This window comes from Achromobacter veterisilvae (assembly GCF_900496975.1).
Taxonomy (GTDB): Bacteria; Pseudomonadota; Gammaproteobacteria; order Burkholderiales; family Burkholderiaceae_B; genus Achromobacter; species Achromobacter veterisilvae.
The window spans coordinates 65684-79068 of sequence record NZ_UFQC01000005.1; the positions used below are offsets into that span (position 1 = coordinate 65684).

General features: G+C 67.8%; 11 protein-coding genes. 5 read left to right on the forward strand and 6 right to left on the reverse strand.

Features of this window, described 5'->3' with window-relative positions; all coding sequences use genetic code 11:
• Positions 1-17 precede the first annotated feature (17 nt).
• From AVE30378_RS05845 to AVE30378_RS05860, 4 genes are all read left to right on the forward strand, one after another.
• The gene (locus AVE30378_RS05845; RefSeq protein WP_129239828.1) at positions 18-2123 is read left to right on the forward strand and encodes a TadG family pilus assembly protein; all 2106 of its coding nucleotides are present in this window, start codon (positions 18-20) and stop codon (positions 2121-2123) included.
• 49 nt (positions 2124-2172) lie between these two features.
• Positions 2173-3564: a sigma 54-interacting transcriptional regulator gene (locus AVE30378_RS05850; protein WP_129239829.1), complete on the forward strand. Its 1392-nt coding sequence runs from the start codon at positions 2173-2175 to the stop codon at positions 3562-3564.
• Between the two features lie 117 nt (positions 3565-3681).
• Positions 3682-4392, forward strand: a complete 711-nt coding sequence (locus AVE30378_RS05855; RefSeq protein ID WP_129239830.1) for a DUF2968 domain-containing protein — start codon at positions 3682-3684, stop codon at positions 4390-4392.
• A 122-nt stretch (positions 4393-4514) separates the two neighbouring features.
• Positions 4515-4973, forward strand: coding sequence for a DUF1178 family protein (locus AVE30378_RS05860; protein WP_129239831.1), 459 nt, complete (start codon positions 4515-4517; stop codon positions 4971-4973).
• Between the two features lie 119 nt (positions 4974-5092).
• Here the strand turns inward: AVE30378_RS05860 and efp are convergent, their stop codons facing one another.
• The 3 genes from efp to AVE30378_RS05875 all read right to left on the reverse strand — a co-directional run bounded on the left by efp (position 5093) and on the right by AVE30378_RS05875 (position 8126).
• Entirely contained in the window at positions 5093-5650 is a 558-nt protein-coding gene (gene efp / locus AVE30378_RS05865; RefSeq protein WP_129239832.1) for an elongation factor P, read from the reverse strand.
• Positions 5651-5804: 154 nt separating this feature from the next.
• Positions 5805-6917, reverse strand: coding sequence for an elongation factor P maturation arginine rhamnosyltransferase EarP (gene earP / locus AVE30378_RS05870; protein WP_129239833.1), 1113 nt, complete (start codon positions 6915-6917; stop codon positions 5805-5807).
• Between the two features lie 6 nt (positions 6918-6923).
• Positions 6924-8126, reverse strand: a complete 1203-nt coding sequence (locus tag AVE30378_RS05875) for a DUF2863 family protein (RefSeq protein ID WP_129239834.1) — start codon at positions 8124-8126, stop codon at positions 6924-6926.
• A 209-nt stretch (positions 8127-8335) separates the two neighbouring features.
• Between AVE30378_RS05875 and AVE30378_RS05880 the strand changes: the two genes are divergently transcribed.
• A complete protein-coding gene (locus tag AVE30378_RS05880) occupies positions 8336-9112 on the forward strand; it encodes a DODA-type extradiol aromatic ring-opening family dioxygenase (protein WP_165360104.1) in 777 nt (258 codons plus the stop codon).
• 74 nt (positions 9113-9186) lie between these two features.
• Here the strand turns inward: AVE30378_RS05880 and AVE30378_RS05885 are convergent, their stop codons facing one another.
• The 3 genes from AVE30378_RS05885 to AVE30378_RS05895 form a co-directional block, all read right to left on the reverse strand.
• Positions 9187-11574, reverse strand: coding sequence for a TonB-dependent receptor (locus tag AVE30378_RS05885; RefSeq protein ID WP_244234976.1), 2388 nt, complete (start codon positions 11572-11574; stop codon positions 9187-9189).
• 122 nt (positions 11575-11696) lie between these two features.
• Positions 11697-12725 (reverse strand): FecR family protein, encoded by a 1029-nt coding sequence (locus AVE30378_RS05890; RefSeq protein ID WP_129239836.1) that lies wholly within the window; start codon positions 12723-12725, stop codon positions 11697-11699.
• Positions 12712-13329: a sigma-70 family RNA polymerase sigma factor gene (locus tag AVE30378_RS05895; protein ID WP_244234977.1), complete on the reverse strand. Its 618-nt coding sequence runs from the start codon at positions 13327-13329 to the stop codon at positions 12712-12714. The genes AVE30378_RS05890 and AVE30378_RS05895 overlap by 14 nt, the downstream gene beginning before the upstream one ends.
• Between the last annotated feature and the right edge of the window lie 56 nt (positions 13330-13385).

The following is a 13385-nucleotide window of genomic DNA, read 5'->3' on the forward strand; positions in this document are numbered from 1 at the left end:
GCCCCAGCCGCCAGATCATGCCCGCCTTTTCTTCGCCTCCCGTTCCGTTGCCGCGCCAGCGCGGCAGCGTCACCGTGGCCGTGGTGTTCGCGGTCCTGGTGGGGCTGGTGCTGCTGGGCGCGGTGCAACTGGCCTACGGCTTCTACATGAAGCGCGAAATGCAGAAGGGGGCGGACCTCGCCGCCCTGTCGGCGGTCCAGGTGCTGGGCCTGGGGGCGGCCGCCGATTGCGCGCAGGCCGTCACCGCCGGCCGCATTTCGGCGCTGCGCAACGTGCCCGATCTATTCGATTCGTTCACGAACGCCGACATCACCGTCGAGTGCAAGGTCTGGGATTCCGGCCGCGCCGACGCATCCGGGATGCATGTGTTCGACGCCGCCGAGGGGGAACCGTTCAACGCCATGCGCGTGAGCGTGCGCAAGCGGCTGGTCGGCATCATCCCCGCCTTTTCAGGCGGCTCGGACGGCGGCACCCTGATCGCGGCCACGGCGGTGGCCACCATCACGCAACCCGTCGCGGCCTTCTCGGTGGGATCGAGGCTGTTGCGCCTGGAGCGCGGCGGCCTGCTGTCGCGGCTGCTTGCGTCGGCGGGCGCCTCGCCCGCGCAACTGGACGTGCTGGACGCGGCCGGCCTGGCTTCGGCCGACATTACGCCGGCGGGCCTGCTGCAGGCCCTGGGCCTGCCGCTATCCGTCGCGACCGGCGTGGGCACGCCCGAGCAATTGGCCGCCGTCGACAACCTGACCCTGGGCCAGTTGCTGAACGCCACGCTGACCGTCATCGACAAGACGGGCACCGCCAACGCCGACGTGGGGCTGTTGGCCGACGCGATCAATACCGTCCTGGCCGTGATGCCGCTGGACCTGCCGGTCAAGCTGTTCGGCGGCGGCGGCGTGATGGACGTGTCCCTCGCTGGCGGCGCCGCGAATTCCGCGCTGCAGGCCAAGGTGAATGCGCGCAATCTTCTCGAGACCGCGCTGGCCGTCGCCAACGGCGAAAACCTGATCGACCTCGGGCTGGGCAGCGCGCCGCTGGCGGGCCTGGAGGCGAAGGTCCGCATCGTGGAGCCGCCCACGGTGGCAGTCGGCGGCAAGGGCACGAGCGCGACCAGCGCCGGCATTCGCGTGTATCTGCGGCTCAATTCCAGCAGCATCCCGCTCTTGGGCCCGCTCCTGGGGAACCTCCTGAGCACGGCCGCGGACATCCCTATCGTCATCGACGTGGCGCGATCCACCGCCACCCTGACAAATATGTGCGAAGCGTCGCTGCCGCCCGGGCAGGCGACCATCGCGGTGACGGCGTCGGCGGCCAATGTCTGCGTGGGGCGTTTCCCCGGCATGCCGGGCGCGGGGGCGACCGCGGCGGAATTCGTGTCGCTGACGAACAGTTGCGAGCCCGGCTCGGCCGGCGCCATCGGGCGGTATCAGATATTGAAGCTGCTGGGCGTGCCGTTCACCGCCAAGGCCACGGTGTTCGCGTTCAGCTCATCGCAGGATACGGTCGTGACGCTGACCGAGCCGCCTTCTCCGGATTCCAGCACCACTGTCAACGCCGCGAGCCTGGATCTCGCGGGGCTGGCGTCCAGCGTCCTGAGCACACTGCTCAACGACATCCTGGGCGATGTGATCGCCACGGACCGCCAGGGATTGGCCGCGACGCTGGTGGGCGGCGGCGGCGCCAATGCGGGCAAGACCATCGCGCAGGTGTTCTCCGGCCTGAAGAACGATACGACCAGCCTGAATTCGCGCCTGGCCTCGGGCGGGCTGATCGGCCTGCTGGGCGGCACCCTGCAACTGGTCGGCAATCTTCTGGGCGGGGTGGTGGACGCGTTGGCGACCACCACGGCCGACATTGCCTGCAATCTGGCCGGCGGATTGCTGTTCCCGGATCAGGGGAAGATCCGCGAATGCCGTATCAATTACATCGCCGACAACGCGCTGGGCGGGGGCGCGGGCCATCCAAACGCCGGCTTGCAGTCGATCGTCATGATTTTGCTGGAGCCTCTGCTGGACAGCTTGTCCCTTCTATTGAATCAGGCGCTAGCCCTGCTCGGCGTGAGCCTGGGCCAGACCGACGTGTCGCTGCTTTCCGTGGATTGCGGCCGGCCCCGCCTGGTGTACTGATGATGAATACCGTGATCTCCGCTGCCTCCTTGCCCGCATGGTCCAAGCCATGAGCCAGAAATTCACTCGCGACGAATTCGACCTGTACGTCTGGGAAGGCACGTCCGACATCGCCAGCCGGGCGGAACGCTGCCTGGCCGGCATGGACGTGTCGCTGCTGCGGGCGGACGCCGGCACGGCGTTCCCGCCGCCCCGGGACCCGGGACGGCCCGCGGTGGCCCTGGTGTCGGTGTCGGTGATGGGCGACACGCGCTTCAGCGGCTACGACTGGCTGGCCGCGCAGGGCCTGCCCGTCATCTGGGTGGCGTCCGAAGCCCGCGGGCGCGATCCGCGCTACTACCCGCCCGAATACTCGTACACCCTGCCGCTGTCGTTCACCGCGTCGGACCTGCGCAAGCTGCTGTTCGAACTGCTGGGCACGCTGGACCGGCTCAGCCGTTCGGCGCCCAGGCGCGAACAGCCGCTCATCGCCGTGTCGGAACCGATGCGGAACCTGCTGGCCGAGGCGGACCTGTTCGCCGACTGCCGCAGCAATGTGCTGATCCACGGTGAAACCGGCGTGGGCAAGGAGCGTGTCGCGCGCCTGCTGCACGACCGCGCGGCCTGGTCCGACGGCCCGTTCGTGGCGGTCAACTGCGGCGCCATTCCCGAGGGCCTGTTCGAGGCGCATTTCTTCGGCCATGCCAAGGGCGCGTTCACCGGCGCGGTCGGCGCGCACAAGGGATACTTCGAGCAGGCGCACGGCGGCACGCTGTTCCTGGACGAGATCGGCGACCTGCCGCTCTATCAGCAGGTCAAGCTGCTGCGCGTCCTGGAACAAAGCTCCGTGACGCGGCTGGGTTCGACGGTGGAGGTGCCCGTGGACTTCCGCCTGGTCGCCGCCACCAACAAAGACCTGCGCGCCCTCGTGGGGCAGGAGGCGTTCCGGGCCGACCTGTACTACCGGCTGGCCGTCATCGAACTGCGCATCCCCAATCTGGAGGAACGCGGCGGCGCCGAAAAGGCCGCGATATTCCGGGCCTTGCTGGAACGGCTGGGCTCAGAGGACGAGCCGCCCGCGTGGCTGCTGGACCGCGTTTCGCGCACGCGCTTCGCGGGCAACGTCCGCGAACTCTCCAACGTGGCCGAGCGCGTGGCGATCATGAGGCGGCAATTCAAGGCCTGGGACCAGCCCCGCATCGAACGGATTTTCGACCGGATCGCCGAGCCGCCGGGCGCCTTCGGCGCCGCAGGCTCGCAATGCGAACCGCCCGTGTTCACCGACGCGGAGCGCGCCGAGCGCGCCCGCATCCTGGCCGCGCTGGACGTCAACGGCTGGCGGCGGCAGGACACCGCCAATACGCTGGGGATCAGCCGCAAGGTGCTGTGGGAAAAGATGCGCAAGCTGCACCTGGGGGCGGGGCAGGGCGAAACCGCCGAAGGCATTGTGGAGGCATCGTGAATAGGCAATAGGGAATCGCCCGTAGAGAACGACAATCCGTCCCGCGGCAAAGGTAACCCTATCTGCCCGGATCGAAATAAATTGCTATAGTTTCGCAACAATTTTTTTGGGGTAGGCATGAACGTCCACTTTATCCGTGGCGCCGCACGCATGGCGCTGTTGGGCACGGCCCTTTCCGGCCTGGCGGCCTGCGCCGTCGCGCAGCCCGAGGCGTCCCGGCCCACGGTTAAACAGGTGGAGGACACGCAGGCCGCGTCCGAGCCCGTGACGCCGCCCGCGGGCGCGCCGGCGCTCGCCGAGCGTGCGTCGTCCACCGTCGCCGAACTGCAGGGCCTGATCCAGGACCGCCAGGTTTCGGAGCTGCGCACGGCCTATAACGGCACCTACGGCGCCAGCCTGCTGTTCAAGCCCGAGGACCTGACCTACTACGTCGCCCTGTTCCAGCAGAAAGACTTCTGGCGCGTGCTGAAGACCAAGTCGGACAAGCAGGCCGAGGCGACGTACCGGGCCTTCGCCGGCCAATCGGCCAGCCTGGCCGAAGTGGACATCAAGCGGATCAAGCTGCAGGCCCAGTACGCGCACGCCGAAAAGCTGCTGGCCAGCCGCAGCGCGGAATTGAGCACCTTGCAGGCGGACCGCGCCCTGCGCCTGCAGCAGGAAGAACAGGTGGCGGCGCGCCAGGAACAATCGCGCCAGGAAGCCACGGCGCTGGCCGGCCAGGAAAAGGACGTGCGCCAGCAACTGCGCGACCTGCAGCGCCAGATCGACGCCTTGCAGGCCCAGCAGGCCCAGGTGCCGAAACCGCCCGCCCAGAAGCGCGGAAAGTAGGCGCGGCGGCGCCGGGAAAGCGGGCCTGGGGGCCCGCTTTGTCTTGGGCCGCCGGGATGAGGTAAAGCCGCCGGCCGCCGGCGCTTTCTTGTATTCTGCCTATTGCACCCCATATAGATGCCATGGCACTGAAAGTTTTCGACCTCCAGTGCGAACACAGCCACATCTTCGAGGGCTGGTTCGGTTCGCACGAAGATTACGACGCGCAGCAGGCGCGTGGCCTCGTCACGTGTCCCGTCTGCGGTTCGGCCAGCATCACCAAGCGCCTGTCGGCGCCGCGCCTGAACGTCGCCCACCTGCATGCGCCGGCCGCCCGGCCCGCCGTGCCGTCCAATGCCTCCGACGCCGAGAAAATGGCGGCGTTGCAGGCGGTCGTCATGCGCCAGGTGCGCGCCGTGCTGCGCAACACCGAAAACGTCGGGCCGCGGTTTGCCGAAGAGGCGCGCCGCATCCACGAGGGCGACGCCGATGACCGCCCGATCCGCGGCACCGCGACGCCTGAAGAACGCGCGTCGCTGGCCGAAGACGGCATCGACGTGATGGCCGTGCCGGATTTCCTGGACGACGAACGGCTGCAATGAGGGCGCCCCACCGGGGGCGCCCCGTCTCGGAGCGGCTGTGCTTGCGAGGGCTGTCGTTGCAGGTGCCGGACGAAAAAAAAGCCAGGCTCGAAGCCTGGCTTTTTTTCGTCCGTCGCCGATCAGTTGACGCGGCTGCGGTATTCGTTCGTGCGGGTGTCGATTTCGATCTTGTCGCCGATGGCGCAGAACAGCGGCACGTTCAGTTCGTAGCCGGTGTTGATCTTGGCGGGCTTGGTCACCTTGCCCGAGGTGTCGCCGCGGACGGCGGGTTCGGTGTAGGTGATTTCGCGCACGATGGTCGTGGGCAGTTCCACCGAAATGGCGCGGCCGTCGTAGAAGACCACTTCCACGGGCATCGCTTCTTCCAGGTAGTTCAGCGCGTCGCCCATGCTTTCGGCTTCGATTTCGTACTGGTTGTACTCTTCGTCCATGAAGACGTACATCGGATCGCCGAAATAGGAGTACGTGCACTCCTTGCGGTCGAGCTGGACGACTTCGAACTTTTCGTCGGCCTTGTAGACCGATTCGCTGGCCGAAGCGGTCAAGAGGTTCTTGAACTTCAGCTTCACGACGGCCGCGTTGCGGCCAGACTTGTTGTATTCGGCCTTCTGGACCACGAGGGGGTCCTTGCCGACCATGACCACGTTGCCGACTCGCAATTCCTGAGCGGTTTTCATCGATAAAACTCCGGGGGTGATAGGTGCACTCGCCGTGCTAGCAGAAAGCCCTGTCGCATTGGCCGGCGGCCAGTGTTTTCGGCTTCGTGCACACGCCCGGGAGGCGTCATAGCTGAGGCCCGACAGTTCCAGGGTCCTCAGAAAACTCTCTATTCTAACGTTTCTTGGCCAACTCTGCGCAAAAATCGGCCAGATTTTCAGCCAGGTCGGGCCTTGCCGCCTGGCTGGCATCCCATTTCCGGGCGGCCTCGGCCCAGGCGTCCCAGGCACCGGGCGCCAGGGCGGCGGCTACCGCGCCGGCCGCCAGGCCGGTCTCGGGCTGGTTCCATGCCCGGATGAGGGCCTGGGCGGCTTCCGGGGCAGGATAGCGGGCCAGCCAGGCTTCCAGCTTTTCCAGGTGGACGTTCCCGTCCTGGGGGTAGATCTGCCAGACCAGCGGGCGCGCCGCCCACGCGGCCCGGACGAAGGAGTCCTCGCCGCGCACGAAGTTCAGGTCGCAGCACCAGAGCAGCCGGTCGAAGTCCGGCTGCGCCACGAAGGGCAGCCGGGCCAGCAGGGGCGCGCCAGGCGCGGCGCAGGCGGCTTCCAGCCCGGGCGCGACGCCCTCGGGCGCCAGCAGCACGCTGGGGCGCGGATCGGCCGACAGGGCGCAGACCAGCTCCTTTACCGGAGCGGCGGGGTAGCAAAACAGGGACACGGTGCGAGCGCCGTCGCGGCGGCGCAACAGCAGGTCCGGTCCGACGCCCAGCGTGCGCAGGAAGGCGGCTTGCGCGTCCGCCGACGCCTGCAGCGCGTCCCGTTCGGCCGACAGGCCGGGTTCGCGCAGCAGGCCGCCGGTGGCGGCGGTGAAGCCGGGAAAGAAGAAATGCTTGACCAGCCCGTCCGGCCGCTGCGAGGGCAGGCCGTGGCAGCTTTCCACCCAGGATTCGGCGCTCAGGTATTCCAGGTTGATCCAGGCGGGGTGCGCGCGGCGCATGCTGTCCAGGAACGCCTCGGGGGGATCGCAGGCGAACGCCTCGATCACCACGTCGCGGGCCGTCAGCGCCGGATCCGGGCTGGCGGTCCAGTGCACGACGTCGATGCCGGCCAGCCGCTGGCGCGCCGCGCCGGGGACGATGCCCGGCTGGATGCGGGCGAAGCTGGCCAGGTCGTCGACCCACAAGCGGACATCCCAGCCGCGGCCGTGCGCCAGGCGGCGCGCCAGCCGCCAGCAGACGCCGATGTCGCCGTAGTTGTCGACGACCCGGCAGAAGATGTCCGCTTGCATCGCGGCCTAGTGGAACTTGGCCGGGGAGGCTTCCGCGTCCTCGGGCAACTCGGCGTGCACCAGTTCGCCCAGCGGGTTCGGGAAGTAGGGCGCGCCGCAATCCTCGCAATACTCGGGCGGCAGCACGCCGGGGATGCGGCGCACTTCGGTGACGCCGTATTCCTTGAGCAGGGCCGCGATCTCGTCGATGACGTCGGGCTGGCCTTCGTCCGCGGGCAGGTCTTCCTCGCGGCCGTACAGCGGCCACACGCAGCCGTAGTAGACGTCGTTGCTGCTGCGCGCCGTGAAGCCGATGCGGTATTCGTCGATCCGGCTTTCGCCGCAGCCGGCCACCACCGCGCGCAGTTGCGAGGCCTCGAGGCTGACCGCGCCTTCGAGCCAGCTTACCGCCGCGCGCAGCGACAGGGGGCGCACCCGCCGGTCCGCCTCGCGGTTGCTCACGTAATAGGCATCCGGCAGCAGGGCTTCGAAGCCGCAGCCGGGCAGCAGGGCGGCCAGCGTGGGCTGGGCCTGGGCCGCCCATTGTTCCTGGCTGGCGTCGCGGCTGGCCTCAGCTTCGCCCAGTTGTTCCTGCCAGCGGAAGATCGGCTCGTTTTCGGGCACGGCCACGGCGGCCACGATGTAGCGCGTGTCGGCCAGCATGTTGGCCGTCTCGGCCTCGGTGTTCAGCGCGGGCTTGGTGGTCTCGGCGCCCAGCGCCTGCGACCCCAGGCGCTGCAGCCATTGCCAGGTTTCCGAGAAGGTGCGGGGCATCTGGTCGACGCTGACCAGCACGGGCATCAGCGCGCTGCGGGCCTTGCTGGACAGGACGTGCCCGTGCAACTGCGCCATCAGGGCCTGCTGCGCGCTGGCGGAGATCGGGCCGGTGGGGATGGCGTAGCGGGTCCAGGCGACGATGGGCGCCACGATCAGCAGGATGTCGTAGCGGACGCCGTTCTTTTCGATTTTCATCGACTCGGACAGGGTTTCCGCCTGTTCGATCAGCACTTCGTAAGCGCCCACGTCGCTTTGCGCGAGGTGGTCCAGGGCCGCTTCCAGGGGGGCGTCCTGCCCTGCCTTGAGCAGCTTCGGGATCGCTTCGCCAAGCTGGGTCTCCCAGAAGACGTCTTCCAGGCGGCTGCCCGAGCGGTTGAGCGCCTGGGCCAGCGCGACCAGCCGGGTGGCGTCACGGGTCATGCGGGGAGCGGATTGGCTGCGGGATCGGGCCATAACTTCGGAGAACGTCCAGAAAGTGTGCAACGCGATAGTTTAACGCCCGCGCGACAGGGCGGCACGGCGGGCAGCCGGCCGGGGCGCCTGCGGGGCGGTCGGCGAGATTGGTGCCAAAACGGCAACATACTATCCCTTTGCACGGGGTTTATTGCTGAATGGAAACAGTGGAGAATGATTTCATCGACTCAATACCAGGAGGTCCCGCCATGCGCTGGCCCACGCTTTTCGTTTCCCATGGATCCCCGATGCTGGCCGTCGAGCCCGGCCTGACCGGCCCCGCGCTGGCGGACTGGAGCGCCGCGCAGGGCCGCAAGCCCAAGGGCGTGCTGGTGGTTTCGCCGCACTGGATGGGCGAGGGGCTGGCGCTGTCCACTCGCGACCGCCAGGTGGCCTGGCACGATTTCGGCGGTTTCCCGCCGGAACTCTATACCTTGCAGTACGGCGCTCCCGGCTCGCCGGCCCTGGCGTCGCGCGTGCAGGCGCTGCTGGCCGGGGCGGGCATCGCGGCCGAACAGGATTCCCGCCGTCCGCTGGACCATGGCGCCTGGGTGCCGCTGCGCTACCTGTACCCCGAGGCCGACGTGCCGGTGGTGCAGTTGTCGCTGGACCTGGGGCGCGACGCGGCCGGGCAGTTGGCGCTGGGCCGCGCGCTCGCGCCCCTGCGGGACGAGGACGTGCTGATCATCGGGTCGGGCTCGCTGACGCACAACCTGCGCGATGTCCGCATGCCGCAGAACGCGCCGGCCGTGCCCTACGTGCCCGCCTTCCAGGGCTGGTACGCGAGCAAGCTGGCGGAGCGCGACCTGCCCGCGCTGCTGGACTGGCAGGCGCAGGCCCCGGGCGCGGCGCGGGCGCACCCGCACGACGAGCACCTGATGCCCCTCTACGTGGCCCTGGGAGCGGGCGGCCCGTCGGCCACCCGGCTGACCGACGAGATCTCGTACGGCGCGCTGGCGATGGACGCGTACGCGTTCGAGGACTGAGCGGCGGGGAAGCGGCCCTTGTCGCGCACGGCGTCCCGCGGACGAGACCCGGCCGGAAGGCCGGGCCGCCGCGATCAGAAGTTCACCGAGGCGGACAGCATGTAGGTCCGGCCGGCCGCGTACGAAGCGTAGCCGTTGGAACCGTTCTGGCCCGCCGCCAGCCAATAGCGCTTGTCGGCCACGTTCTCGACGTTGGCGCGCAATACGACTTCCTTGCCGGCGATCTCGGTGCGATAGCGCGCGCCGAGGTCGAAGCGGGTGACGCCCGGCAGGCGCTTCTCGTGGGCGTTGTCCAGGTAAACGGCCGAAGTGTAAATGGCGCGGCCATTGACGGCCAGGCCCTGCACGCCGGGCACGTCCCAGTCCAGGCCCAGGCTGAACGCGCGGCTGGGCACGCCCTGCGCGCGATTGCCCTGGTTCACGCCGTCCTGCGTCTTGGTGAGTTCGCTGTTGATGAAGGTGGCGCTGGCCAGCACGCGCAGGCTCGGGACGATTTCGCCAAAGGCGTTCAGCTCCAGGCCGCGGTTGCGCTGTTCGCCGAAATAGCCGTAGAGGTTGTCGTCATTGGCGTAGGCGGACGGCCGCTCGATCTGGAATAGCGCCGCGGTAGTGGTGATGCTGCCCCAGTCGACCTTGACGCCGGCCTCCGCTGACTTGGATTTGTAGGGCTTCAACGTGTCGCCTTCGTTCCCGTAGCCATAGCCCAGCGGCACGGTGCCGCCGCTCGTCAGGCCCTTGGTGAAGTTCGCGTACACGGACACGTTGCGCAGCGGCTTGACCACCAGGCCCACCACCGGCGACACGGCGCTGGAACGATAATCCTCGCTGGACACGCTATCCACGTTTACGGTCTGGTGGCGCGCGCCCAGCGTCAACAACACGCGGTCCTGCATGAAAGACAGCGTGTCGGCCAGCGCGTAGCTGGTCAGCGTCGTGTCGTCCGTCTTGGCCGGCTTGAGCCGCTCGGCCGGCAGCGCCGGCAGCGGGGCGGGGTCGTAGATATTCGAATTGCCCATGCCGCCGGTGGTGAAGGAGTTGCCATTTTCCTGCGCCATGCGGGTGACGCCGAACGCCACGCGGTGGCCGACGGGGCCGGTCTGGAACGTCGCGGTCAGGCCGGTGTCGCCACTGAAGGTCTTGGAGTAAGAGTCGTAGTAATAGTTATAGATGGTGAAATCGCCGTTGGCGTCCGCGCCGGCCGTCCACGGCAGTAGCTGGCGGTTCTTGCCATCCCGATAGCCCGCGCCGATGTGGGCCGTAATGTGGTCGGTGAAGTCGTATTCCAGGCGCGACATGATGGTCTGGTCGCGCTGCGTCAGCTTGGCGCCGGGGAACAGGTTGGTATCGCCCTTGGGCGCCTTGGGAATGTCGGCGTCCAGGAAACCCATCTGGCCGCGGAAGCTGTCGGTGTCGTATTCCTGGTAAATCGCGTCCAGCGACCAGCGCAGGCGTTCGCCGCGGTAATCCAGCCCCAGCGCGCCCATGTCGAGTTGCTGGTCGCCGCCGCTCACGGTTGCCTCGCCGCCGCGCTTGGCGCCGTTGAAGCGCACCCCCCAGGCGTTGTTTTCGCCGAAGCGGCGGCCCATGTCTATCTGCCCCGTGAAGTTGGATTCGCTCATGTAGCTGGCGGTCACGCGGGTCAGCGGTTCGTCCTCGGCGCGCTTGGTCACGATGTTGATCGCGCCGCCCACGCTGCCTTCCGGCGGAATGCCGCGCATCAGCGTGCCGGGGCCTTTGAGCACTTCCACGCGCTCCATGATCTGCACCGGCACGCGGCTGGACGACACCAGGCCGTACAAGCCGTTCACGCTCACGTCGCCGCTGTTGACCGCGAAGCCTCGGATCTGGAAGTCGTCGCTGAATCCACCCGTCGACGTGGTCATGCGCACGGAAGCGTCGTTTACCACCACGTCGGCCAGGGTGCGCGCCTGTTCGTTGTACAGCAGGTCGGACGTGTAGTTGACGGTGGAGAACGGCGTGTCCATCACGTCGGTCGACCCCAGCAGGCCCAGGCTGCCCCCGGTGGCGACCTGCCCGCCCGCGTAGGGCTCGGCCAGCGTGCCGAGAATGCCCGCGCTCACGGTCACCGGCTCGAGCGTCGTCGCTTCCGCCACCGGGCGGGACAATCTGACGTTATTGCCGCTGCGCGTGTACTGGATGTCCGTTCCGGTCAGCAATTGCCGCAGCGCTTCCTCGGGGGCGAGCCGGCCGGACACGGGGCGGGCGGCCAGCCCCGCCACCAGATCGGGTGAAAAGAAGACTTGCAGCGACGTCTGCTGGCCCAGTTTCAGCAATGCGTCGCCCAGCGGCTGGGCGGCGATGCTGACGTTGACGGCTGCATCCTGCGCCCTGACCTGCTGAGGCGCCAGGCTGAACGCCAGCGCGAGGGACAGGGCCAGGGCGGTCATGCCGCCGGCCGATATGGGCCGGCGTTGCGGCCGGCGAACAAGGGTGTGGCTCATGGTTCGGGGTTTTCCTGTGAAAAGCCGGCGCACGCGGACGCGTGCTCCTACACCCTTACAGACGCATAACCCCCTCTGGCACCAGAATAAAAATCATTCCTATAAGGAACTTTTACTTTTTGTCACAGATTTTCGGCCGCCGCCGCAATCACCACGCCGCCGTCCGGCAGCCGCCGCACGTGCACGGGCGCAATGGAAGGCAAGGCGTCGATCATGGCGTCGGGGTCGTCCACGCTGAAAACCCCGGACACGCGGTACTTTCCCGTTTCCGTTCCGGCCAGCCGGGCGGGGTAGGCCAGATAGCGGTTCATTTCGTGCACGACGCTGGCCAATGGCACGTTGTTGAACACCACCTTGCCGCGCTGCCAGGCGGCCACCTCGGCGGCATTGACGCGCTGGATACGCTCCGGCATCTGTCCGGCGCGGGCGACGATCTGCTGATTCGCGGCAAGCTCCCGGACGCTGCGGCGCCACCAGCGGCCGGACGCCACCTGCACGGATCCGGACTCCACCGTGACCCGCATTGCGTCGGCGTCGCGCCACACGTCGAAGCGCGTGCCTGTGGCGGCGGCCTGCCCCACGCCCGCGTCCACCACGAAGGGGCGGCTCGCGTCCGGCGCCACGTCCAGGAATACCTCGCCGCAATGCAGAACGAGCAAACGCTGGTCGTCGCACAAGCGCAAGGTCACACGGGTATCGGAATTCAGGTCGAGCGTCGAACCGTCCGGCAACGGAACGCGGCGGCGCTCGCCCTTGCGCGTTTCCAGTTCGGCGGCATATTGCGGCGATGCTTCCAGCCAGCCGGCCTGGCGAAGCGCGCCCGCCGTCACGGCCAGCGTACAAACCGCCGCCAGTCCCAGCCCGAAGCGCCGGCGCGAAGACAGCGACTTCGGCGGCGCGGCAGGATCCGCCGCCATGGCGCGCAGGCGCGATTCGGGAACGGACGAGGCGGCGTCCCACAGCCGGGCCAGTTTGCCGTAGCGCCGATCGTGCTCCGGGTCGGCGGCGCGCCAGGCGGCGAAAGCCCGCCGCTCTTCTTCGGTCACCTCGCCGGAATGCATCCGGGCAAACCATTGGGCGGCGTCGCGAGGATGCTCTAGCGCGTCGGGGGGCCGCCCCGCGCGGTGGCCGGGATCGTCAATAGGGCGCATGGATGTCCAGGCGCTCTTCGAGGTGGCGCAGGGCGCGGGTCATGTACTTTTCCACCATGCTGCGGGACAGGCCCATTTCCTGCGCGATTTCGCTGTGAGTCTGGCCTTCGAGCCGATGCCGGACATAAATCTGCCGGCATTTGAGCGGCAGTTCTTCCAGTGCGGATGCCAGGGCATCGGCCAGTTGCCGGCATCGTACGTGGGTCTCCGCGCCCGGCGCGACCGAATGCGAGGCTTCTCCCAGTTCGTCGAGCGGCAGCATTTCCAGCGCCCTGGCATGGCGATGCCGGCTGATCAGGCGGTTGGATATTCCTCGCGCCAGATAGGCGCGCGGGTCCTGGATGGCGCCGACGCCGTTTTCCAGCATGCCCTGTACGGTATCGTGCAGGGCATCCTCGCTGTCTTCCCGTCCCAGGTCTTTGCGCCGCAAAATGCCGAACAGATCGCGGTAATGGGCAAGCCAATCTTTTTTCAGCCTGGCGGACATGGAGGACAACGCAAACGCAGGAAGGTTGCAATTATAATGATTTTGATAATCATTTTCAATTTTTGACGCTGTGACTACACCTTCCGCGGCACGAAGCTGACCCAGGTAGCGGCTCAATAAGATAAGAGGCCTGAGCCCGGTACGGTACCGGACTCAGGCCCTGGCCTTCCTGA